This window comes from Verrucomicrobium spinosum DSM 4136 = JCM 18804 (assembly GCF_000172155.1).
Lineage (GTDB): Bacteria > Verrucomicrobiota > Verrucomicrobiia > Verrucomicrobiales > Verrucomicrobiaceae > Verrucomicrobium > Verrucomicrobium spinosum.
Genome location: NZ_ABIZ01000001.1, coordinates 3,522,994 through 3,547,541, shown reverse-complemented (window position 1 = coordinate 3,547,541; position 24,548 = coordinate 3,522,994). Strand labels below are relative to the sequence as shown.

At 60.2% G+C, this 24,548-nt stretch carries 16 protein-coding genes; 9 read left to right on the top strand and 7 right to left on the bottom strand.

Annotated elements, in window-relative coordinates; translation table 11 throughout:
- Positions 1-86: 86 nt before the first annotated feature.
- Entirely contained in the window at positions 87-2,690 is a 2,604-nt protein-coding gene (locus tag VSP_RS14290) for a DNA topoisomerase III (RefSeq protein WP_009961403.1), read from the top strand.
- Between the two features lie 170 nt (positions 2,691-2,860).
- The gene (locus tag VSP_RS42285; protein WP_009961402.1) at positions 2,861-3,328 is read left to right on the top strand and encodes a hypothetical protein; all 468 of its coding nucleotides are present in this window, start codon (positions 2,861-2,863) and stop codon (positions 3,326-3,328) included.
- 230 nt (positions 3,329-3,558) lie between these two features.
- Here VSP_RS42285 and VSP_RS14280 read toward each other — a convergent pair whose 3' ends face one another.
- Complete coding sequence (locus tag VSP_RS14280) at positions 3,559-5,013, bottom strand: DUF1501 domain-containing protein (RefSeq protein ID WP_009961401.1); 1,455 nt, start codon at positions 5,011-5,013, stop codon at positions 3,559-3,561.
- 441 nt (positions 5,014-5,454) lie between these two features.
- Here VSP_RS14280 and VSP_RS14270 point away from each other — a divergent pair, with 441 nt between their 5' ends.
- The gene (locus VSP_RS14270; protein ID WP_009961399.1) at positions 5,455-6,237 is read left to right on the top strand and encodes an FkbM family methyltransferase; all 783 of its coding nucleotides are present in this window, start codon (positions 5,455-5,457) and stop codon (positions 6,235-6,237) included.
- 29 nt (positions 6,238-6,266) lie between these two features.
- Here the strand turns inward: VSP_RS14270 and VSP_RS35425 are convergent, their stop codons facing one another.
- From VSP_RS35425 to VSP_RS14235, 6 genes are all read right to left on the bottom strand, one after another.
- Positions 6,267-7,679: a glycoside hydrolase family 183 protein gene (locus tag VSP_RS35425; protein ID WP_157210904.1), complete on the bottom strand. Its 1,413-nt coding sequence runs from the start codon at positions 7,677-7,679 to the stop codon at positions 6,267-6,269.
- Between the two features lie 82 nt (positions 7,680-7,761).
- Complete coding sequence (locus VSP_RS14260; protein ID WP_009961397.1) at positions 7,762-10,236, bottom strand: PSD1 and planctomycete cytochrome C domain-containing protein; 2,475 nt, start codon at positions 10,234-10,236, stop codon at positions 7,762-7,764.
- Positions 10,237-10,265: 29 nt separating this feature from the next.
- Positions 10,266-11,726, bottom strand: coding sequence for a TolB family protein (locus VSP_RS43060; protein WP_009961396.1), 1,461 nt, complete (start codon positions 11,724-11,726; stop codon positions 10,266-10,268).
- 19 nt (positions 11,727-11,745) lie between these two features.
- Entirely contained in the window at positions 11,746-12,243 is a 498-nt protein-coding gene (locus tag VSP_RS39435) for an anti-sigma factor (protein WP_009961394.1), read from the bottom strand.
- Entirely contained in the window at positions 12,240-12,797 is a 558-nt protein-coding gene (locus VSP_RS35420) for an RNA polymerase sigma factor (RefSeq protein WP_009961393.1), read from the bottom strand. The genes VSP_RS39435 and VSP_RS35420 overlap by 4 nt, the downstream gene beginning before the upstream one ends.
- Positions 12,798-12,964: 167 nt before the next feature.
- The gene (locus VSP_RS14235) at positions 12,965-14,044 is read right to left on the bottom strand and encodes a substrate-binding domain-containing protein (protein ID WP_198141393.1); all 1,080 of its coding nucleotides are present in this window, start codon (positions 14,042-14,044) and stop codon (positions 12,965-12,967) included.
- Between the two features lie 134 nt (positions 14,045-14,178).
- Here VSP_RS14235 and VSP_RS14230 point away from each other — a divergent pair, with 134 nt between their 5' ends.
- The 6 genes from VSP_RS14230 (at position 14,179) to VSP_RS14190 (ending at position 24,538) form a co-directional block, all read left to right on the top strand.
- Positions 14,179-14,460 carry a hypothetical protein gene (locus VSP_RS14230; RefSeq protein WP_009961391.1) on the top strand — a complete coding sequence of 94 codons (282 nt, stop codon included), beginning with the start codon at positions 14,179-14,181 and terminating at the stop codon, positions 14,458-14,460.
- A 120-nt stretch (positions 14,461-14,580) separates the two neighbouring features.
- Complete coding sequence (locus tag VSP_RS14225) at positions 14,581-15,330, top strand: SGNH/GDSL hydrolase family protein (RefSeq protein WP_009961390.1); 750 nt, start codon at positions 14,581-14,583, stop codon at positions 15,328-15,330.
- Between the two features lie 115 nt (positions 15,331-15,445).
- Positions 15,446-15,997: a GNAT family N-acetyltransferase gene (locus tag VSP_RS14220; protein WP_009961389.1), complete on the top strand. Its 552-nt coding sequence runs from the start codon at positions 15,446-15,448 to the stop codon at positions 15,995-15,997.
- Positions 15,998-16,087: 90 nt separating this feature from the next.
- Positions 16,088-16,516, top strand: coding sequence for a hypothetical protein (locus VSP_RS14215; protein WP_075087317.1), 429 nt, complete (start codon positions 16,088-16,090; stop codon positions 16,514-16,516).
- Positions 16,517-16,642: 126 nt separating this feature from the next.
- Entirely contained in the window at positions 16,643-22,756 is a 6,114-nt protein-coding gene (locus VSP_RS43055) for an FAD-dependent oxidoreductase (RefSeq protein ID WP_198141392.1), read from the top strand.
- A gap of 210 nt (positions 22,757-22,966) precedes the next feature.
- Positions 22,967-24,538 (top strand): arylsulfatase, encoded by a 1,572-nt coding sequence (locus tag VSP_RS14190; RefSeq protein WP_009961385.1) that lies wholly within the window; start codon positions 22,967-22,969, stop codon positions 24,536-24,538.
- The last annotated feature ends 10 nt before the right edge of the window (positions 24,539-24,548 follow it).

The window sequence follows — 24,548 nt, the reverse complement described above, 5'->3', positions numbered from 1 at the left end:
AGGGCTTCCTTTTCCCTTATCCCTTCGTCCTAATCCCTCTCTTCCCTTGACACCCCCGCCGTTCGTATGCCTTTGTGCCTGTTCCTATGTCCAAATCCCTCATCATTGCCGAAAAGCCCAGCGTCGCTGCGGACCTTGCCCGCGCGCTTGCCAAGGCCCCCGGCATGACTCCTTTTAAGAAGGAAAGCGACTTTTTCGAAAACGAAACGCACGTCATCACCTCCGCCGTCGGTCACCTGCTGGAGCAGGAAATGCCCATGAAAGACGGCAAGAAAATCGGCTGGGGGTTCACAACTCTCCCGATTCTCCCGGAGAAGTTTGAGCTCAAGCCCATCGACAAGACGGCCGATCGCTACCGGGCCGTGACCCGCCTGATCAAGCGCAAGGATGTGGTCGATATCATCAATGCCTGCGATGCCGGGCGGGAAGGCGAGCTGATCTTCCGCAACATCATAGAGGCGACTGGGACGAAAAAGCCTGTCAGCCGGATGTGGATGCAGTCCATGACCAACGGGGCCATCTTAGAGGCCTTTGACAAGCTGCGGACGGACGAGGACATGCAACCTCTGGCCAATGCCGCCAAGTGCCGCAGTGAGAGCGACTGGATCGTGGGTATCAACAGCACAAGGGCCCTGACGGCTCTGAATTCCCGCCATGGCGGCTTCCGCCTCACCCCCGTCGGTCGCGTCCAGACCCCTACCCTGACCATTCTGGCCAAGCGCGAGCGCGAGATCACCTCTTTTGAGCCTCGCACCTATTATGAAGTTCACGCCCTCTTCGACGTCGCCGCTGGCGAGTACGCCGGACGATGGCTGGACGAGACCTTCAAGAAAGACGAAACTGACGAACACCTGAAGGCGGAGCGCCTTTGGGATCGTGAGACTGCGGAAGCAATCGTCGCCCGTTGTTTTGGGAAAAAGGCGACCGTGGAGGAAACCACCAAGCCCACCCGCCAGGTAGCACCACTGCTGTACGACCTGACCAGCCTTCAGCGTGAGGCGAGCAATCGCTTTGGCTTCAGCGCCCGTCGCACCCTGCAGCTGGCCCAGGCGCTGTACGAAAAACACAAGGCCCTCACCTACCCACGTACCGACTCCCGCTACCTTCCCAATGACTATATTGCGACGGTGAAAGGGACCATTCGTGGATTCTCAGATCTGACGGCCAGCAAGGCCGGGGCATTCCCTGTGGAGTTACGTCCATTCTGCGACAAGATCCTGGACGAGGACTGGGTGCGCCCTAACCGTCGTGTGTTCGACACCAGCAAAGTGAGCGATCACTTCGCCATCATCCCAACGGGTCAGCCCCCTCCAAAAAGCCTGGATGAAGCCGAGCAGAAACTCTACGACATGGTCTTGCGTCGCTTCCTGGCCGTCTTCTTCCCGGCGGCTGAGTTCGACGTCACCACCCGGTTCTCCCGGATTGGTGAAGATGTCTTCAAGTCCGACGGCAAAGTCCTGCGCGAAGCTGGCTGGCTAGAAGTCTATGGCAAAAAAGCTGTGGATGAACAGGAAGGCGAAGGTGGAGGCAGAGTGCTCGTGGCCGTGAAGCCGAAGGAAATGGCCGATGCCAAAACCGTGGAAATGCGCGAGGAATCCACGAAACCCCCACCCCGCTACAACGAAGCCACCCTGCTTTCCAGCATGGAAGGGGCAGGCAAACTGGTGGACGATGACGAACTGCGAGAGGCCATGAGTGAACGCGGGCTGGGCACCCCGGCCACACGAGCCGCAATCATCGAAGGTCTCATCATGGACAAATACGTCGAGCGACAGGGTCGCGAGTTGATCGTGACCACCAAGGGGCTCGACCTTGTGGAACAGCTTTCCGACCTGGGTGCCGAAACCCTCTGCTCGCCGGAACTCACCGGGCAGTGGGAGTACAGACTCAAGCTCATGGAGCACCGGCAGCTCGACCGCAGCAGCTTCATGCGGGACATCCGCACGCTGGCGGCAGACATCGTGGACAAGAGCAAAGCCTACGCAAAGGCAGCCAAAGAGCGTGTCCTGCCGGACTTTATCGCCACCTGTCCTTTCTGCGGTTCCAAGGCCTTCAAGAACACGGAGGAGTTTGTGGCCTGCCGGACAGAGGACTGCAAACTGCGGGTTTTCAAAAACGTGGCGGGGCGCAATCTGAACGATGAAGAACTCCGGACACTGATTGAAAAGCGGTTTCTCCCCACGATGGACGGCTTCCGCAGCCGCGTCGGCAAAGAGTTCAGCGCCGGCCTGGAAATCAAGGACGACCGGAAGGTCAATTTTGTCTTCGAGAAGGGACAGAGCGATGAAGTCAACTGGGATGAGGCCCCGGTCCTCTGTGAGTGCCCGGTATGTGCCAAACAAGGCAGGAAGGCGAACATTCACATCCTGCCGGTCGGCTACGTGTGCCACACCGCCATTACAGAGCCCAAGAAATGCAACGCCAAGCTCCCTCTGGAACTCTGCAAAAAGAGGATTAGCGAGGATAATGCCCGGAAATTCTTCACCCAGGGCAAGACGGATGTCATCGAAGGCATGATCTCCAAGAAAAACCGTCCCTTCAGCGCCTTCCTGGTGTGCAAGGCTGGTGACAAGCGCATCCTCGGCTGGGAGTTCCCGCCGAGGGAGCCCAAGCCCAAAACCGCGGCCGCCAAGTCTCCTGGAGCAAAGTTCGGACGTCAGAAGTCCGTCCCGGCAGAGGAACAACCCTAGCCCCCTCGAACCGGGCTCTAGGTAAATTTCGCAAGGCCGGAAGCGGGCCAAAGTTCGCCTCCGGCCGAATTAACACCCCTTAGTCAAGGAGTGTTTTTCATTTTTTTCTTGCAAAATGTCCCGCTTTTGTTTACAGGTTCTAGGAACTAGCAACCAAACCAATACTAGTCATGCCCTACGCCGATCCAGAAAAACAAAGACAGGCCCAGGCCGCGTGGTTCCGCAACGAATACCGCGCCAACGCCAAGTTCCGCAAGAAACACCTCGCGGAGAAAGCCGCCTGGTGGGCGGAGCGTGCAACTGAGGAAGAAAAAGAACGCCGTCGCGTTTACGCCCGCGACTACATGCGCAAAAAGCGTGCAAGCGCCAAGCGCCTTGCCGCCAAAGAAGCCAAAGCCAAAGGTAAAACGGTTGCCGCCCCTGTTAAGAAGGCCGCCGCCAAACCCGTGGTGAAAAAGGCGGCGAAAGCCGTCAAAGTGGCTAAAAAGGCGGTCAAAGTGACAAAGGCCCCCATCAAGAAGGCGCCCGTGAAGCCCGCCAAGAAAGCTGCCGTAAAAAAAGTCGCCGTCAAGGTGGCCAAGAAAGCAGTGAAAAAAGCGGTCAAGAAAGCACCTGCCAAGAAGGGCAAGCGCAAGTAACTCACTTTCGGAGCTGCTTTAGGGGAGATTATCCTAAATATAGTTTCTTGAACCTGATAGGACGGCACCACGGTGCCGTCCTTTTTTTGTCCAGCCCATCAAGCAGTGTAAAAAAAACCAGAATGGTTCCTGCGGCACCTTATCATGGTGCTGTTGTTTACAAAAACCTAACTAGTCACCGTCCCAGTTGGTGTACTTCCTGAACCCGGCAGCTTTCCGGAGAACGGTTCTCAAGAAGTAATGATGGGCACCGCGACATTGCCCCCCGTCCCGGTCAGTCTAAAGTCGCGCCCTCCATAATTAAATGTCAGAAGCTTGTGATCCAGCCCTAGCAGGTGGAGGACGGTGGCATGCCAGTCATGGATGTGCATCGGATCTACCACCGCCAGATGACCAAACTCGTCGGTGGCACCGTATCGCAATCCCCCCTTCACCCCGCCTCCGGTCATCCAGATGGAGTAGCCACGGTGATTATGATCCCGTCCATCCCCACTCTGAGCGTAAGGAGTACGGCCAAATTCGCCCGCCCAAACCACCAGCGTATCTTTGAGCAGACCACGCGCCTTGAGGTCGGTAAGCAGGGCGGCGATCGGCCTGTCCGTTGCAGAGCACGCCTTCGCCAGCCCGTCTTTGAGGAGATGGTGGTGGTCCCATCCCGTCGGAGACGCGATCTCAACAAACCGGACACCGGCCTCGGCAAGCCTTCGCGCGAGCAGGCACTGACGGGCAAACCGGTCGTTGGGCTCGCCAACCCCGTAAAGCTTGCGTACAATCTCCGACTCTCCCCGAAGATCCAACACTTCCGGCACCTCAGCTTGCATGCGAAACGCCAGTTCAAAGGACTCAATGGTCCCCTCAATCTCCGGCTGATGCCCCGCCTGGGTCAGACGGTGCTCGTTTAGCGCCCGAACTAGATCGACCTGCCGACGCTGTTCTGGTCGCGTGAGATTTTCGTTGATCAGATTCTTAAGAGGAGGGCCCGGAGCCACGTCTTTCTTGAATAATGCGGCATACAATTCTGGCAGCTGACTGCTCCCCAGACGCGTCCCCTGGCAGGCAGCCGGAAGGAAGGCACTCCCATAGTTCTGCGCCCCGCCATTATCTGCGGGAGGGTTGAGGGTGATAAACCCTGGCAAGTTGGAACTTTCACTTCCCAAACCATAGATCGTCCACGCTCCCAGGGATGGACGAACGAACTGAAAGCTCCCCGTGTGCATCTGGCAAAACGCCTGGGCATGGTTGGGCTGATCCGTGTGCATGGAGTTGACGATGCACAGATCGTCTGCATGGCGGGCCAGGAGCGGGTAGGTATCGGCAATCCAGTGCCCCGACTCCCCGTGCTGAGCAAAACCGTGAGCTGGCCCAAAGTACTTCGCCCCTGCGGCGTCTCGCCCTCGCCTGACGACCTCACCATTCCTTCGAATCAACTCTGGCTTGTAGTCGAACAGATCTACATGGGAGGGGCCACCCCGCATGGTTAAAAAGATCACGCGCTTGGCTCTCGCAGGAAAATGGGCTCTGAGAGGCTCGTCCTGACCCGTTGCCCCACGTCCATTCTGAGCAAGTGCTGCAAACGCCAACCAGCCGATGCCGGACGAGAGGGACACCAGCATCTCACGACGGGTGGTGCCGAAGCGTGGAAACTGCGGGGTGAGATGGCTTTGTAGAATCGGGCTCATGGCCATTGCATGGTTTTGAGCATTTGTTCACGGCACACTCCATAGGCCACATCGCTCAGGTACAGCCCGTTTGGTATCAACTCCGCCTTCACTGTCTCGACGCACATCATGGCGACGCTCGCCCTGCAAAGTCTCTTCAACCGTTTTGTGCGGGTCATAACGGTGAATATTCCATTGGATTGAGATGCTCGGACGGTTCAGAACTGCCCTCCCTCAAACAACGTGCCGATTCACTCTTGGAAAGTTCACCTTCCACAGAAAATTCCTTCCACCCTAAAAGGGCCTTAGCTCGCGGCCTTCGGCTCCATATCGCGATGCCTGCGAAAGATCTCAAACATTGGGAATAGGATTCGGCTTCCGCTATAGCAGTGAAATGTTTATCCTGAACAAGGTTGCTTGAAGAATCTGTAATCGCACGTATGGACGCGAAACCTTTATTGTTTTCCATTGAACTTAAATATTAAGAAAGCGATCAAATCCCGCCCGGCCCTGCTCGCTCTGGCGCGCTGGTTCAACGCGAGGATCAAAGGGACTTGGAAACTAGATCCTTCCATCTGGATCGGTAAGATCGTTGGCCCCGCCAGTGCCCAGATTGTGCAGGTCGGCTCCAACGACGGCAAAACCGGGGACCCCCTTCATCGTCTGCTGCGCCGTCGGCACCGCTGGAAAGCGCTCTTCGTCGAGCCAGTTCCCTATCTCTTTGAAAGGTTGAAAGGAAACTACAAGGACCCCGAACGCTTCGCCTTTGAGAACGCGTTGATCAATGATGGCAGCGCCTGCCAGTTTTACTGGGTGGACCCCGCAGCCCGTGAGTTCTTAAAAGACCTGCCCCCTTGGTTCGACCAACTGGGATCTTTCAAGCGTCATCATATCACCTACTGCCTGCCCGTCGTGGAGCCCTATATCAAGGAGTCTCTTCTGAACGGCATGACCTTGGAAACGTTGTTCGCCAAGCACAGCATACGGGATGTGGACATCCTGCACATCGATACAGAAGGTGCCGACTACTCCATTCTCCGCCAGTTGAATCTGAACACGCTGAAACCCAGGGTGATCCTGTTCGAGCACAAGCATTTGACCCATGAGGAGGCTGAAGCGTCTGTGCGTTTTCTCAGCGCCCACTACTCGTTGTACCGGCTGCAGGGTGACACTCTGGCCGTGCCCCCTTCCGCCGATGTGCTCCTGCAAGCAGCCGGGCTTCAGCCCCTGCCCAAGCCGCCAGCGCCCTGAGGCAACTTCACGCAGCATGGAGCCCCGCGTCACTGCGGCTTTGCCACCTCTTTTGCCTCCGACAGCTTTGGATCATCCAGATCCAGGCGATACAGCATCTGATTGTAGTCGTATCGCGGCGTGGCGTGGGCGTGATCAGCAAACTGCATGGTATAGGTCCCCTCGAAGATCAGGATGGGTGAGCCCTCCGGTGTGAACTCTGGATGGAGTCTCGGATTGTAGAAGGTGTAGTTCTGATGGGTGAGTACTTTGACCGCTGGCCCCCATGGGCCGGTGGGATGATCTGCCTCTGCATACCACAGCTCACCGAACACGGAAGGCTTGCCGAAGCTCTCCATGAACACGCTCACCCAGCGCTTCCGGTAGGCGTTCCAGGCAATGGAGCCGCTATGGGGCACCACCTTTTCCTGGCCGCCAGTCCCCATCAAAGACTCCTGACGCTGGAGGTTTTCCCACTGGGTTGAATCTTCCCATGCCTCAAACGTGGCCAGACAGCGGAGCACGGGCAGTGGATCGCCGAAATAGATCCACTCCCTCCCCTGCTCATCCTTCCACAGGGCTGGATGACCCGAGGGCATGGGTGGCTGCTTCGGCTGGGCGGCATCTTGCTTCCAGAGGACTTTGTGCTGAACGAACGAATTTGTTTCCTCACTCCACACGCACAGGCCGCTTTCATAGGCGTCCATGGGAGGCTTGATCTTCACATAGGAGCCGACCAGGCGGATCTTGCCCGCCTTGTCCGGCAGAGTGGTGTAGCCGCTCACCCAGGTGGGCCCGCTCCCCGGCATCTTGGCCACGCCCCGCACCGCCCCCTTGTGATCGCGGAAATAATCAAAGCGCAGCTTCAATGGTGGATCGAACCGATCCAGGGGCTGCACCGGGGTGGTGGCGCTGCTCATGTCGAATACGCCCAGCGGATAACCCGGTATGGCCGTGTCCCCCCAGGCCCAGAACATGCGGCCATTGTGCACCGCGTTTTGCACGCTATCGCAGCCCACAATGCCCTGCTCCTGCCAGTCCAACATCTGGCCAAGGCGTTGACTCTCGGCATACAGACCGGCCCCGGTGAGCCGACCGATCCTGCGGGCAATGTTCGTCCGGTTCACCTCCACCTTCAGCGTCTTGCCCGACTCAGGGGTCACTCGTATGCCCCGTATGCCGAAGCCGTCTTTGCCCACCTCGTAGCCATGCCCGATGACATCGAACCAAGTGAGCCTCCCCAGCAAATCCGGCGCATCAAAGGCGATCACCCCGGCATTGTCCGTGATGTAACGCTGCTGGTGCACCGTTCTCAATTCCACCAGCGGTACGGGCCAGCCGTTCTCCATGTCCACCACTTGGATGCGACACAGCCCGGGGGGCACCGTTCCTGCCTCCGCCCCCATCAGGGAGTTCATCGTCAGGGTCAGGAACGCTGGTAGCAGTTGTCTTATGGGTATCATAGTAGAGGGAATAGATCGCGAAAAAGGAATCCGATGCTGAAGGCAGCTGGAGGCAGGTGAAGCTCGGTTGCGGAGCGTGAGCTCACTCCACAATCCTGAACTCTGCGGTGGCCAGCAGGGCCTGGCAGAAGGCCGTCCAGACTTCTGTTTGCATCCCGGTCTCAAGATACTGCCGGGCCAGACGCATCTCAGCGGCATCAGGTTCGCGGGTAAAACAAAGACGGAATGCCAGTCGAATGCGGTCTTCAGTGGAAGAGACTCCCCGGGAGAGCCGGCTGGCGAACCCCTCCGCCTGCCCCCGTACGAACCGGCCGTTCAGCAGGTAGAGAGCCTGGAGCGAGTTGTTGGTCACGTCCCGATCCCCCGTCACCAGGCTTGGTTCGGCAAAGTCAAAGGTCTGCAATGCATCTGGCAACTGGTCGCGCAGCACGGGCAAGTACACGGAACGGTGTCGCGAACCGTCCAGGTCAGCAGGAATCTTTTCATTGAACCCAATGAGCGATACTGACTGGCCATCCAGCTCGGCAACCAAAGATCCCCGACGACGCGACACATCCAGATTCCCTGAAACCGCAAGCATGGCATCGCGGATAGCCTCCGCATCCAGGCGCCGGGATCGCATGCGCCAGAGCAACCGGTTGTCAGGATCCTGCTCGTAGGCCTGAGCGCGGTACCCGGCGGACTGCCGGTACGTGCGTGACAGCACGATCTCCCGCACCACGGCCTTTACCGACCAGCCATTCTCCATGAACTGCACCGCGAGGGCGTCCAGCAGCCCCGGATGACTGGGCAGCTCCCCAGTAGTGCCAAAATTGTCCACTGTGCGCACGAGTCCGATTCCAAACAGTTGACGCCAGATACGGTTCACCATCACACGCGCAGTGAGCGGGTTCTCCCGGCTCCCGAGCCAGCAGGCCAGCTCCAAGCGTCCACTTTGGCGGGCTGGCATGGTCGGGGCCACCTTGCCCTGTCCCGTGAAGACTGCCGGCACACCCCGGGGCACCTTCTGCCCAGGATGGCCAATGTCACCACGCTCCATGAGGACGGCATCCTGCACCTTGTCAGGCTCCACATCAGTGACGCCCATGCACAGCGGCAGGGCCCGCCCCTCCTCATCCACCGTCTGGAGTCGTCCCTCGATCCCTCCCCGGCTCCAGTAAATCCGGATGGCATTTTGCATCAGCTTGAAGGAGTCCTCGCTGATGTCCCGACCCTCCTCCATTGCTCTCTTCACCATGGCATTCTGCTCCTCTTCCTCGCGATTGAGCGTGGCCAGATCAGCCTTCAGGTTTGCCACCTCCTGAGAGCGCAGAGATTTGTTGGGAATCACCTCTCCCGGCAAATTGGGAAGTCGCAGCAGCTCCCCGCCATGGTTGCTTTCGGAATCGATCCAGGTCCCATAGTAAGTGCGCGTGCTGCGGAAAATGCCGACCAGCGCATAGTAGTCCTCCATCCGGTAGGGGTCGGACTTGTGATCATGACAACGCGCGCAGGCCACTGAGCTGGCCAGCACCGCCCGGGTCACTGTATCCACCTGCTCATCCACCAGATCAGCGGTGAACTGCGCCTTGCTCATCTCATTTAACCCCTTCGCCCCCATGGCCAGAAATCCGGTCGCGATGAGCTGCCGGGCGCGTTCAGCATCGTCGGCAGCAGGCAGAAGATCACCCGCAATCTGCTCCTGTAGAAAACGGTCATAGGGCAAGTCGGCATTGAATGCGTCGATGACATAGTCCCGATACCGCCACGCATGGGGAAAGGTGAGATTGGACTCCCGTCCATTGGATTCCGCAAACCGCGCCACATCCAACCAGTGCCGCCCCCAGCGCTCGCCAAACTGGGGACTGGCCAACAAACGATCCACTGTAGCGGCCAGATGCGCCTCCAGCGCGGCTGCGGAGATGACTGCGGACCTTTCCCATCCCGCCACGAAGGCGGCGGTGCCTTCAGGCGAGGGTGGCAAACCAACAAGATCGAAGTGCAGACGCCGAAGCCAGATGGCTGGACTGGCGTCGGCGGAGGGCACCATCCCTGCCTCCTCGAGTTTGCCCCGGACATAGAGATCCAGCGGACGACGGGCCCAAGCCGCGTCATGCACCGGTGGAGGGGGCACGATCACCGGGGGCTGGCAGCTCCAGAACTGACGTCCTTGCTCAAGATCGATGCTGGATGGATGATGCCCGACGACCTGCCCGACGCGCGGATCGGGTGCGCCGTGTTTGATCCAGTTTTCAAAGTCGGCAATGACACCAGCGGGAAGTTTGGGATTCTTCGGTGGCATTTCCAGATCTGTCTCCAAATGCTTCACTGCGATGAGCAGACGGCTTCTCGTCAGATCTCCCGGTACCACGGCCGCGCCCCCTTCTCCGCCCTTCAACAGTCCCTCCCGCGTGTCCACCACGAGTCCGCCCTTGGCCTTGCCTGCCTCGGCCGAGTGGCACTCGTAACAGTGCTCAACCAGGACAGGGCGGATGCGCGCTTCAAAGAAGCGCACTTGACCCTCGATGGAGGTGTCATCTGCCCAGGTGGAAACCAGGCCAAGAAGGCTGGCTGCCACCAGGCAGAACGGGAGGTGCCTGCAGGGCATCACGGCGTTTTGGCTTCTGCTGCCGGTTGGGATTCTCTGTTGGTCTTGAGTTCCAGCCATTCCGCTGTCGCTTCTGCGGACCACGAGGCACTCAGGCTCCGGGTGCCAGACTCCTCTGACCAGATCATCCAACGGGGTGCAGCCGGAGAGCCATCGAGTGCCGCGAAGGTGAGCTCTGTGGCCGACTTCCAGGCAGGCAACGTGCGGCATTGCCAGTTCGGATGAGCCGGGGAGACCATGGTGGTTTTTCCTGAATCCAGTTCCACCACCGCCACCGCATCAGAGCCGCCTTCCGCGACCGCGACCCGCTTCCCGTCAGGAGAGACCACAAAGTAGCCCAGATCACCCGGCAGGCCGCCTGGTGCAGTTGGCACCGGCGTCAGGGTCTTGCCATCCACCGAGATGATGTAGAGACGCGACTCGACCTCTGGCTCCGTGCCTGCCATGGGCAGTGTTAGCGGCAGCGCGGAAATAAGGACTCTGCCATCTGGCAAATTCTGGACCCGGTTGGGCGATGGCATCACTGCCAGCGCCAAATTCTCCACCGTCCCTCGGGTCTCCTCACTCGCCACCTCCCCCTTCTCATCCAGCGCTGTCACCCGGTGAACCCGGCGCATCACGCTCCCGGTCCCCGAGAACGCCGTCGTGTACACAAGCGAGCGCCCATTTGGGCTCCAGTCAAAGCTCAGCCCCACCTGCTGGGCGAGAACGGTGGGCTCACCGCCTTTAAGCGCACACACCTCGAGCGAGGCCGATTCATCTTCTTCCATCATTCGGAGAAACGCCACCGTGGCATGGCGCGAGGAAACTTTGGGTGAGGTAAGGTCCCGCAGGCTGCGAAGGAGGACGCGAGGCTCCGGCCCGCCTGGTTTCACCGTCTTGAGATCCACCACACAAATCTCATGCACCACCTGGCCGATCTTCTCTTGTTGAAGTTGTTTGATCAGCTCCTGACCGGCAGGACTGCGCTTGAGCATCGCGTCGATGAGTTGCTGCTTGCGTTCGTAGGCATAAAGAAAGGCGGCGATCTGGGGACCGCGCTTCGTAAGTGGGGAGCCTTGGAGCAGCTCCTGTGACGTTTTTGCTGCGACACCCGATGCCATCAGCGCTTCCACCAAGCCGGGAACTCCGAGCGAAAGGCGCTCCACTTCCTCCACCTCTTTCGCGGGGATGTGGACCCGTGCCAGATCCCAGGTGGGAAAGGTACGACTGCGCACCATGACAAATCCCGACCCGTCTGGCAGCCAACTCACCCCGCCCGGCAGCTCCGCAGATTGCGAACTGCCAGCCACCAGCGGTGCCCCAGGCGTGTCGCCAGGCTTCAGCACATGCAGCCCGTCCTTCAGGAGAACGGCAGCATGGGATCCATCAGGGGACCACCAGACCCGCTCGTGAGGAAGGCAGCCGGTGACCATCAGGACCAAGCCCAGCAACAACAGAAAATGGGATGTCGGTTTCATCGAACTCAAAAATTTTGGATCAGTTCCCCTCCACGCGGGTGAACAGGGGGCCCTGGCGATCGTTGTTGCCAGAGATCCTGTACTTTGCCCAAGGGCTGGGCGTGTTTGCCGCCAGAGCTGGCCGGACTTCCTGAACCTTGCCCTGAGCCTGCTCTCCCGGGGCAGATGCGAGTCCGCCCTGAGGGCCGGCGCTTCCCGCACCCAGCTGGAAGCCAAAAATGCCGGCCCCACCGGCCACTGCCAGAGCGGCGGCGAGTTTCAGCCACGGCAGTGGGGAGCGCCGGGCTGAAACGGGCACCTTGGTTGCCTCCTTCAAATCGGTCCCCGGGGATGGCACCAGTTCCGGATGTACCTGCACCGCCTTTTTCGTCACGGCCAGAGTTTCCTCGATTCGTTTAGACTCCGCCCTGGCGGCGGGATTCTGGGCGAGATAGGCTTCGAGCAGAGCCTCGACCTCGGGTCGGAGCTCTCCCATGTGCCAGTCCATGATCAGGGCCTGAAGTTCTTGTGCATTCATAGACTTGGGTCTCTTGGTTGATGGGTGGGATGGGCGGAGTCCGACGCATCCGCTGACAAACGGTGCCGCACTTCCGCCACGGCGTGATGAAGCCGGGACCGGACCGTCCCGACGGGGATACCCAGCACCTGGGCGATCTCAGCGTACGACAGGTCCTGTGAAAACCGCAGGTCCAGGATCTCCCGTTGCAGGGGAGACAGCCCGGCGATCGTCTCACGAGCCGCCGTGACTCGATCATCCGTCTGCGACAAGGCGAGGGAGGCCTCACCATGAGAGTCTGCCACCTCGGGATCAAAGGGCACCACGTTCTGGTCCTTGTGTCGCTGGGTCCAGGCAGCCTGGCTAATCCGGCGGGCGATGCCAAACAAGTAGCCCCGGGCACACTCCAACTTCCGCCCGTCCTCCAGGCTCCGGGCCATCTGAAGAAACGTCTCCTGCACCAGGTCTTGCACCGCTTCTCCTGCCCCGTGGCGGCGGGTGAAATAGCGAGAGAGATCCCCGGAACTCTCACTGAAGAGGCGCTCTAGCAGAAGCGGATGGGGAACAGATTCCACGGCTGAGTGTTAAGGACGAGGACGGACGGGTAATCGTGCAGCGGCACCGGTCACCCAGCGCCCCCTTTCAAACTCTACGTGGAGTCTGGCGGAAAAAAGGTTCACTGGGGAGCGCAAAATCTTGCGTCGCGCAGTTGTCACACTACGGGGCCAGTTGTCATCAACCGCTAAACCGACTCCCTGCCCAGAAAGGCCGGCACCACCTTGACGCCCGTTTCTTTGATGGGCCGCTCTTCCACCAGCCTGGTTACCATGAGATAGACCCGTTTCGCAAAGGCGACGGGGCTCACGGCATAACGGCTCATGCGGGGCACGACCCAGTCCAGAAAGGCATCGTCATCCCGACAAAGCACCGCCATGTCCTGCGGGATGCGTACCCCGCGTCGCAGCAGATGGGTGTGCACGGTCAGGGCATAGCCTGAGCGAGCCACCAGCAGGGCGGTGGGGCGCACACGGCCTGCCAGCAGGATGTCCAGGCTGGTGCAGATGCCATCCAGGGTGCCATCATGGTGGACGATCTCACCGGTGATCTCCCGTCGCACGGCCGCTGCCACACCTTCGCGGAAACCTGCCTCGCTCTCCAGATCACCGCCATACCGGTTCTCCTGAAGCAAAAATGCGATCCGCCGGTGACCACGCTGCACCAGGGCACCCACAGCATGGCGACAGGACGCCCGGTAATCCCGGTCCACAGAAGGCAGCGTCACACCAGGGAAGGTGGAACCCACCACCGCGCAGGGCAGCCCGCTTTCCTCGAACCAACGCTGCATGGCCTCCGTGGCCTGATACAGCACCCAGACCGTGGCCGGTGAGCCGGAGGTGATCACCTCCAACGCCTGCACCGGGCTCTTTTTGCCAAAGCCCCCCTTCCCTACGGTGACTTGCAGCGTCTGGCCTGAGGCAGCCAGTTGCCCCCGCAGCTCATCCACCCAATGCATCACGGTGGGAGGCAGGCTTTCCAGCGGCTCGGGACTAAGCAGTCCCACCGTGAGCACAGACGGTCCTGAACGAACCCCACTCACGAGAATCTTTGTCCTTCGACCCTGCCCAACTTCCAGCCAGCCCTCGCGCCGCAGCAGATCCACCGCCGCCCTCAGAGTGGGGCGACTGACCTGCCACTGATTGCAGAGCACCCGCTCTCCCGGCAGATTCCCCTGCCACTGGCCGGATTCAATGCCTTCCCGCAAGGCCTTCGCCGTCTCCGCAATCAACGAGACTTTTAGGGGTCGCAGGGTCGAATCGGGCATGGGCCAGCACTTCACAGGCTGCATCGCAACTGGTCAAGACATTTGCCCTGCCGGCTTTGCATTGGGATCCTCCAGCGCCGAACATTTGCATTTGGTACGAAGCTAGAACAGACCCATTTTTCGATACTCATCGCATGAATCCCTCCCGCCCCAGAGACTTTGACCATCTTGCATTTCTTTTGGAGCAATCAGGAGATGCATTCTCCAATCATGCTCAATATGACTGGCGGAATGAGCGCCTGAAGCTTTGCCAGATGCGGGCCTACGTTTTGCGCCATGCCCCAGAGGACATTCGCCGGGCAGCCGCATCACAAGCAGCCCACTGCTTTCATCCGAAAGCAGAGTTTGATCTACCTGACGGCCTTAAACTTCGTGTGGAAGAAATGGCATTGGAACTGAAATCGGCTAAAACCTGACACTCGTCGACTCCGAAATATTGATACCTAACTGCCTGACGGCGACTGACACTATTCTATCCGAGTGGGGAATATTCGTTCCACTGCTAAGTTCTGATGGCGTGTGCCGTTCTCGGAAGCATGCATCCTCTGATCACCCGCCTCCTCCTGGCGCCCTGCCTGGCCGCTACCATCTTGGGAACTCTGGTCGCCGCCCCGGCAGACGTCCCCCTGCCGGATGATCCCAATGCGCCCGCCGCCAAAAAGGGGGCCAAACCCGCCCCTCTGCCCGCGCTAGGTCAGGTGCAGGATGTACCCGGTCTGCCTCGCGTGCTGATCATCGGTGACTCCATCTCCATCGGCTACACGTTGCCGGTCCGGAAACTGCTCGAGGGCAAAGCCAATGTGCACCGCATCCCCACCAATGGTGGGCCAACCAGAAACGGCGTCGCCAATCTCAGCAAGTGGCTCAACACCGGTGGAAATGACCAGTGGGATGTCATTCACTTCAACTGGGGCATTCATGACCTCAAACACATGCCAGATGGCAAGCGCCAGGTGGAGCCTGCGGACTATGAAGCCAACCTGCGCAAGCTGGTGGACCAGATGAAGGCCACCGGTGCCAAACTGATCTGGGCAACGACCACCCCAATCCCTGACGGGCCCCTCAATCCGCCCCGCACCTTTGGCAGTGTCGCCGAATACAATGCGATCGCGGCCAAGGTCATGCAGGAGAAGGGAGTGGTGACGGATGATCTCTACCAGGAGATCCAGCCCAAAGTGGCCAAGCTGCAGATTCCCAAAGACGTCCACTTCACCCCAGCGGGATCAGAAGCGCTGGCAAAGACGGTTGCTGCCAGCATCGAGTCGCAACTTCCTGGCAAAAAGTAAGGAACCCTGAGGGTCGGCTGGAGCACCACAGACTGCTGGGGTGACTGACTTCCGGTAGGGAGATTCTTGCCATCGCCCCGAATGCAAGGTGAAGTGGTGATACCATCAGAGCAGCATGATCAACTTCCCCCCACATCTGCGCCTCACCTTTCAGAATGCCCTGACGGGCACCACCTATTTCCTGGTCAGCGGGGATCAGATTGAACCCACTCCTGACCGACTCTTGGAGATTACGGAATGCGCTAACGAACCGTTGGTGTATGCCTTGCTTTTCAGGGATCGGTGTGAGGGGGCGCCGTACCTGAAAACAGACGCGGCAGATTGGATTACATGGACGCACGCAGGATGGAAGGGCAACACGCATTTCTCCTTCGTGGTGCAAGACGAGACCGGGAGGGTGGTCGCCGCTTGCGACATCAAGAGCAACGATGTTGAAAAAGCCGAAACAGGCTACTGGGCCTCCGCGCATCATCGCGGGGTGATGACCAATGCAATGAAGCTGATGTGCGAGGAGGCCGCCAAGGCAGGGTTTCGCTCGCTCACCGCTCGTACAAAAAGAGGCAATGACAAATCCCGGGCGGTGCTGCACCGCGTAGGTTTTCAAGGTGTCGAATCACCTGATGATGAGCGGTATGATTACTACTTGCGACAATTCGATGAGAGGTGATGAGGCTCTGATCACCACCTGACTCCGAGGTCCAGGAAAGAACGATTTACCCAGCCACCAGCCATGACCAGGACTTTGACACTGCCCCTCATGCAACAGGCACCCTGGGTTGGCTGGGTTGTCATTGGGGGCAACACCTTGGTTTGGATTTGCCTCGCGCTCTTTGGCGCTCCGTTTTGGATTATCGTCGGAGATGGCATCCTGTGCCTCCTGTTGCTTGCCTTACAGATCTGGATGCAAATAGGCAAACCGGAGCAGCGCCTGATTCTAAGTGATAGCTCGCTGACCTTCGTCGGCATTCTGGGCGAAACCACCCTTTCGTTCTCCGAGATTACCAGCGCGGAATACAAACCTCATCCTGGAGAAGACACCGATGTCCCCTCCCTTTTCCTATCGGATGGTCTGGGGAATTCCATCGTCGTCCATCCCGGGTTCCTCCAACTTCCAGAGGGCGTGATTCCCTTCGTGGAAGCGCGGCTTCGCGCTCACGGCAAGAGGCTTGAACGTCATCGACGCTGAACTTCCCGGGCCACCGTCGGCTCACTGGTCAAATCATTTCTCCAGTCTGCGAAGCACGTTTTGCGCTATTTCGCCGTGTTGGAGCGCGTTACCGGGATCGCGCTTCAACCCCTCACCCTGCACAGCATGATCCGCCGCACGCTCCTCAAACTTCTCCCGGGCATCGCCGCCACCCTGCTGGGTGGCTCGTGGCTTCACGCCGCTGAACTCCGGCTACCAGCGATCTTCTCAGATCACATGGTGCTCCAGTCCGGCCAATCTGCTCCGGTCTGGGGTTGGGCCACGCCGGGGGAGGAGGTCACCGTCACGGTGGCGGGGCAAACTCAATCCACCAGGACCGGTGCTGCCGGAAAGTGGAAGGTGACTCTTCCACCCCTGGAGCCCAGTGACAAACCACAGACCCTCACGGTCAAAGGAAGCAACTCACCCACCGCGACCATTCAAGATGTGCTCGTGGGAGAAGTCTGGCTGGCATCCGGGCAGTCCAACATGGCCTACCTCTTCAGCCGCGGTCAGTATCCGCCTGAAGAATCCGCTGCCGCCAACCGCCCCACGCTGCGCTTCTTTACGGTCTCCAAACAGTCCAGCCGCGAGCCCAAGGCTGAATGCGAAGGCTCTTGGGCAGTGTGTACTCCTGAAACCGTGGGCAACTTCTCCGCCGTGGCGTACTTCTTTGCCCGGGATTTGCTGGACAAGCTCCAGACACCTGTGGGCATGATCAACTCCTCTTGGGGTGGCACAGACATCGCCTCCTGGACCAGTGAAGATGCCCAGGTGAAGATCCCCGAATTGAAGGCTCAGGTGGAACGTTGGAAAGCGGAAGATGCGGCTTTCAAGCCGGATGAGGCAAAGGCATCCTACGAAAAAGCGCTGGGGACGTGGAAGACGCGAGTGCAGCAGGCCAGGGCGGCGGGCAATCCCCCACCCCGCAAGCCCCAGGAACCGACCCAACCCTCCACTGACCAAAACCATCCTGCCAACCTGTACAACGGTATGATCTCTCCTCTGCTGCCCTATGGCATCCGTGGAGTCATCTGGTATCAGGGAGAGCACAACACCTCCACCGAGGAGAAAGCCCGGCTCTATGAAAAACAGCTGCCCCTCCTGGTGCAGGACTGGCGGGCCCGCTGGGGCCAGGAACTGCCCTTTGCCTGGGTTCAGTTGCCCAATCTGGATCGCAAGGACTTTCGCCCTATCGTGAGAGAAGCCATGCTGAAGTCTCTCTCGGTCAACAACACCGGCATGGCCATCACCGTGGATGTGGGTGAAGCCAATGACAACCACCCCCGCAACAAGGCTGCGGTGGGCAACCGTCTCGCCCTCTGGGCACTGGACCGGGTGTACCACCAGAAGCTGCCCTCCTACTCCGGTCCCCTGCCAGCGGAGCACAAGATCGAGGGCGGCAAGGTGACGGTCACCTTCAATCATGCCGACCAAGGGCTAAAGGCCAAAGACGGCCCCCTCCGGGACTTTCTGATTGCCGGTGCCGACCGCCAGTGGAAATCCGCCACCGCGACGATCGCAGGCCGTACCGTGGTAGTTTCCAACCCCGAAGTTCCCCAGCCTGTGGCGGTCCGCTACGCCTGGGCAGGGAATCCTACAGGCAATCTCGTGAATGGCGTCGGCCTGCCCGCCTCCCCCTTCCGCACCGATGACTGGAAGGATCCCGCCCCCGCGGCACCGGCAGCAAACGAGGTGGAGAAGACGGATCTCTTCGTCGGCGGAGAGAATGGCGTCTCCCTCTACCGCATCCCTGGCATCGTGGTCACTCCGAAGGGTACGGTGCTGGCGTATTGCGAGGCCCGCCGCACCAGTGCAGCAGACTGGGGCGAGATTGAGGTGCATCTGCGCCGAAGCACCGATGGCGGCAGGACCTTCTCTCCCGCCCAGCACGTTGCCCACCTAGGGGCTCGCGACGAGGGCAACCCGCACAAGAAAGAAGGCGGCGAGAAGGAACAGACGGTGAACAATCCGGTGGCCATCGTGGATGCCAAGACCGGAGCCATTCACTTCCTGTACTGCCTGAACTACAAGCGCTGCTTCTACATGCGCAGTGAAGACGACGGTTTAACCTTCACCGCTCCCGTGGAGATCACGGCGGCCTTCGAAGGTTTCCGGCCCAAGTGCGACTGGAAGGTGCTGGCCACCGGACCGGGACATGGCATCCAGCTTCAGAATGGCCGCCTTGTCATCCCCGTGTGGCTGGCCTACGGCAAGGAGGGCGATCACGGCCCCTCCGTGACGGGCACGATCTACAGCGATGATCAGGGTGCCACGTGGCAGGCCGGTGACATCGCTCTGCCCAACGAAGGCGATTTCAAAAACCCCAACGAGACTGCGGCGGTCCAGCTCAGCGACGGTCGCGTCATGCTCAACGCCCGCAGCACCTCGCTCAAGAGCCGTCGGCTGGTCACCACCAGTGCCGACGGGGCCACGGGGTGGACCACACCCAAGTTCGAGGAATCGCTCTGGGAGCCCATCTGCATGGGCAGCATCATCGCCTTCCCCAAGAAGCCCGGTGCACTGGTGTTCTCGAATCCCCACAGCTTGAAACTGGACGAGCGCGCCCAGGAAGTCCCCGGCGGCCGGGGTGATCGGGTCAATCTCTCCCTGAAGCTCAGTCTGGACGATGGCAAGACCTGGAAAGTCGGTCGAACTCTCGAACCGGGCCGGAGCGCCTACTCCGACCTGGCAGTGCTGCCCGATGGCACCGGTCTCTGCTTCTATGAGCGGGACAAACGGCTCACGCTTGCGAAGTTCACGCTGGACTGGATTGCCAAAGGAGACAAGGCCACGAGACCAGTGGCGACCAAGCTACCGACTGTGGATCTCTCCTCCGACACGTCCCGTCAGGTCGTGGTGGCGCAAGGCACGCCGGAAGTCTATCAGGGGCACCCCACCACCACGCTGCTGCCAGACGGCAAGACGATGTACGCCGTGTGGACCTATGGTCACGGCGGCGGCTGCGGCCCCATGAAGCGAAGCGATGATGGTGGCAAGACCTGGAGCGAGCTCCTGCCCGTCCCAGAGAACTGGAAGGACGTACGCAACTGCCCCAGCCTCTACCGCCTCACCGATCCCCAGGGAAACACCCGCCTCTTTGTCTTCGCCGGACAAGGTCCGGACAAGACCATGCAGCAATCCTTCTCCACAGATGAGGGCAAGACCTGGACCCCAATGACCTCCAACGGCCTGCTGACGGTGATGCCCTTCTGCACCATCGTCCCGGTGGAAGGCGGCAGGAAACTTATCGGTCTCTCCAACACCCGTCGCCCCGGTGAGACGCAGGACAAGACCTCCAACATCATCACCCAGAGCGAGTCCACCGATGGCGGCCTCACTTGGAGCCCGTGGCGCACGCTCCTCGACCTGGGCCCCCTCAAACCCTGCGAACCTGCCGTGGTGCGCTCGCCGGATGGGAAACAACTGCTCTGCCTCATGCGGGAGAACGTGAAACACATTTCCCTCTACATGACCAGCGAGGACGAGGGCCGCACCTGGTCCGCCCCCAAACCCACACCTCCCGGCCTGAACGGGGACCGCCACATGATCCGCACGGTGGCTGATGGGCGCATGGTGGTGTGCTTTCGTGACACCGGCCCAGGCAGCGCCACCCGCACCCACTTTGTCGCATGGGTGGGACGGTACGATGACATCACCTCCGGTAGAGACGGCCAGTACCGGATCAAACTCCTCCACAGCTACAAGGGCAGCGACTGCGGCTACCCTGGTGTGGAGCTCCTGCCAGACGGCACCGTGGTGGCAACCACTTACGTCAAGTACCGCGAAGGTCCAGAGCAGCACTCCGTGGTAAGCGTGCGCTTCAAGCTCGAAGAAACGGACAAAATGCCGAAAACGACGGCGGCGGCTCCAGCCGACCGCAAGACGGCTGGCATCCTGCTCGATGATGAGGAAGCAGAGTTTACGGGGATGTGGAAGGTCAGAGAGAAGCTGGCACCCCTCGTCGGCTCCTCGTATCGCGTTGACGACAGGGGCAAGAAAGAGCTCGCGACGGCGAAGTTCACGCCGTCGATCCCGGAGGCGGGCCGCTACGAACTGCGGCTCCTTTATGTGCCGGCAAGCAACCGTGCGAGCAACGTCACCATCACCATTCGCGCCATGGAGGGCGAAAAGACGGTTGTCCTGAACCAGCGCGAGGCTTGCTTTGAAGACGGCATCCCGCGGGCGCTGGGCACCTTTGCCTTCGCCAAAGGGAAGGCCGGCACGATCGAAATTTCCAATGCAAATGCGGATGGCTTTGTGGTCGTGGACGCCCTGCAGCTCGTGCTTGAGCCCGAAGCGGCAAAGGAGCGCAACACTCGCTCGAGTGCGGGCTTCCCTATGCAGAGCAGCTCGTCGGCAGTGCCGGTGAAAATTCCGCCGCCGATGCTGCTGGAGGGCGCGGCAAAACCGTCCGACGTGAACGGAAAGTCCTACGATCTTGTCGTCATCGGCGGTACTCCAGGCGGCATCGCATGTGCGGTGCGCGCGGCGCGTGAGGGCTTGAACGTGTTGCTCGTGAATCACACGCAGCATCTCGGCGGCTTTGTCACCAGTGGCGCAGGCGGATGGGAGGCCCCCTATGACGGCCAGCGCGCGCCGCTCTACGCGGAAATGCTCGAAGGCGCGGCAAATTATTATCGCAAGAACTACGGTGAAGGCTCGCCGCAGCACGTTGCCTCCATGCCCAGCAAGACGAGTCGTGCGCACATCGACCGCCCAAAAGTTGAGCCGCGCATTGCGGAGATGCTATTCAACAAGATGGTCGGGAGCGAGAAGTCATTGACCGTGCTGCTGGGCCACGTCGTCACGAAGGCAGAGCGCGATGGTGCATTGATCAAGTCCGTCACATTGAAGCCAATGCATGGCGACAACACCATAACTGTCATTGGCAAAGTGTTCGCTGACGGCATGTATGAGGGAGACCTCATGGCGGCCGCAGGTGTGAAGACGCAGATCGGCCGCGAGTCGCGTGCTCAGTACGGCGAGAAGCACGCGGGGGTGATCTACACGCAGGAACGTCACAAGGAGCCCGGCCAGCGCGGCTTCCCAAAGGCCGCTGATGAAGGCACGCTCAACATCCGCTACAACAGCCACGCCACCGCGGACATCCTCGAAGGGCCGCATAGCGGTGAGGCCGATGGTTCCGTAATGTCCTATAACTACCGTCTGGTCCTCACGCGTGATCCCGCGAACAAGATCATGGTCGAGAAGCCCGCAAACTACGATGCGAGCATCGCCAAGGCCGCGGGCGGCGGTGGTTTTGTGCCAAACCTGCCGAATGGCAAAGTCGCGTGGAACGGCGGCCGCCTCATCGGCCCGCAAAACGACTATCCTGCCGCCGAGTGGCCGAAGCGTGAAGAAATATCGAGACGCTATCTCGAAAGCATGCTCATGCGCCTGTGGTGGATGCAGAACGATCCCGAAGCGCCGGAAAAGGAGCGCAAGCAGTTCGCCGGTTATGGCCTCGCGGCGGATGAATTCCCCGACAACAACCACGCACCGTATGAAATCTACGTGCGAGAAGCACGCCGGCTCGTCGGGCGATACGTCTTCAAGGAGCAGGACAACGTCATTGCCGAAGGCATTGCCCGTACACCGGTTCATGCGGACAGCATCGCCATCACTGACTGGCCGGTGGATTCCGTCGCCTGCCTGCCGCGCCGCATTCCCGGCGGCAACACCGACGGCATCCTATTTCTCGGCGAAGAATCGCGCCCCGCCCAAGTGCCCTATCGCTCAATCCTTTCGAGGGAAGTTGAAAACCTGCTCGTGCCCGTCGCCATCAGCGCATCGCACGTCGGCTGGGGCAGCATCCGCCTGGAGCCGGTCTGGATGCAGCTCGGAGAGAGTGCCGGATTCGCCGCGGCGCTGGCGGTCAAAGGACAGACAACTCCAGGACAACTCGATCCCGAAGCCGTGATCCGCAAACTCGTTGTGAACCGGATGATGATCAGCTTCTTCAATGATGTGGAGGTTACCGCCGATCATCCTGCCATCGCCGCCGCGCAGTACTTCGGCACGAAGGGCTTCTTCGCCGACTACAATGTGCGCCTCGACCAACCGCTGACAGAGGCGGTTCAGCAGGCCTGGGACAATGGCATGATGGCGTTGCGTGCCGGAAAGCTGCAGCCCATGGAACTCGCGAAACGGGTTCGCGCTGCCGAAAGCCAGGCCTCGCCAGAGGTTGGAGCCACGCGTGGCGCAGTGCTGCAGGAATTGTTCACCACCCTTCCATGACCACGGTGAAGCCTTATCTCGCCCTTCTCGCTTAGGGGCTGATCAGGTCCGGGCCAATATCGGATCAAGCTTCTCCACATCCATGCGCGGAATCTTGGCGGCTGCGGCTACCCAGGCATGGAACTGGAGCGGCTTCCCAACTGGACAACGGTTCGGGCAATGAAAAGACGGTGACAGAAATCGGCGGGTATCGCGTTCACACGCCCACGCATGTCTCTCCGGTTCTTGATCGCATCCGCATCCCTCACCGTCACCGTGGCCGGATACCTTGTTTTTGCCACCGCCGTCCCTGCCGCCTCGCTGGAGGGCAAACGTCCCAACATCGTGTTCATCCTCACGGATGATCAGGGCTATGGCGATCTCTCCGTGCATGGCAACCCCGTGCTGAAGACACCGCATCTCGATGACCTTCATGCCCAGAGTCTGCGATTCACCGACTGGCACAACAGCCCCACTTGCGCCCCCACCCGCTCCGCCCTGCTCACCGGTCGTCACGAGTTTCGGAATGGAATCACGCACACCATTCTGGAACGGGAGCGGCTCACGCCGGACGCCCGTACCTTGGCCGAGGTGATGAAAGGAGCTGGCTACCGCACCGGCATCTTTGGCAAGTGGCATCTGGGCGACGAGCCAGACCATCGCCCGGACCGCCGGGGCTTCGACGAAACCTTCATTCATGGAGCAGGCGGCATTGGCCAGACTTACCCCGGCAGTTGCGGTGATGCGCCAGGAAACACCTACTTCAACCCCGCCATCCTCCACAACGGGCAGTTCGAGAAGACGAAGGGTTATTGCACGGATGTGTTTTTCACCCAAGCCACCCGATGGATCGAAGGCCAGCGCCAGAGCGGCACTCCGTTCCTGTGCTGGATTGCCACGAATGCCCCACATGGCCCCTATGTGGCCAAGCCGGAAGACGCGGCCCTCTATCGGGACAAGACCCCCAGCGAGGACGTGGCGAATTTCTTTGGGATGATCCACAACATCGATCAAAATGTGGGGCAGCTCCGGCAACGACTAAGTGACTGGGGCCTGGCGAACAACACACTCGTCATTTTCATGAACGACAACGGCGGGACAGCAGGTACAAAGGTGTTCAACGCAGGCATGCGTGGCACCAAAGGCACCCCTTGGCTGGGTGGTACCCGGGCGATCGCCTTCTGGAGCTGGCCTGGGACACTGGCTCCCGCCGACTGCCACGCGCTCACCGCGCATTTGGACTTCTTCCCCACCCTGGCGGCTCTGGCGGGAGTTCACCCGACGTCCGAGGTCACAGCTCAAGTGGAGGGACGTAGTCTCCTGCCCCTTCTGGAAAAGCCTGACGCCCCATGGGCGGAGCGCACTCTCGTCACCCACGTGGGGCGTTGGCCGTTCCGGGCCGATCCTGAAACCAGCAAGTACCAGAACTGTGCCGTGCGACGGGGCTCCTACACGTTGGTGAGCGCCGGGAAGCCAGCCAGCCCAACAGCCCCCTCCTGGCAGTTGTTTGATGTGGAGACCGATCCCGCCCAGGAGAGAAACTTGGCGAGGGAGAAGCCGGAAGTGGTGCAGGAGCTGGCGGGAGCCTACGACGCCTGGTGGCAGTCCGTCAGACCCCAGATGATCAACGAAAACGCCCCGCTGCCTGCCCTAAACCCCTTTAAAGAACTCTACTGGAAGCAATTCGGCGGTGGCCCCACCCCAGCGGACTTGGAGGCCATGAGCCCAGACCGGGCCAAGGACCTGGGCTCGACCAAGGCACCCGGCACCCAAAAACCGGGTAAAGGCCCGGCTGGGGGCTGACCGCCCGCCC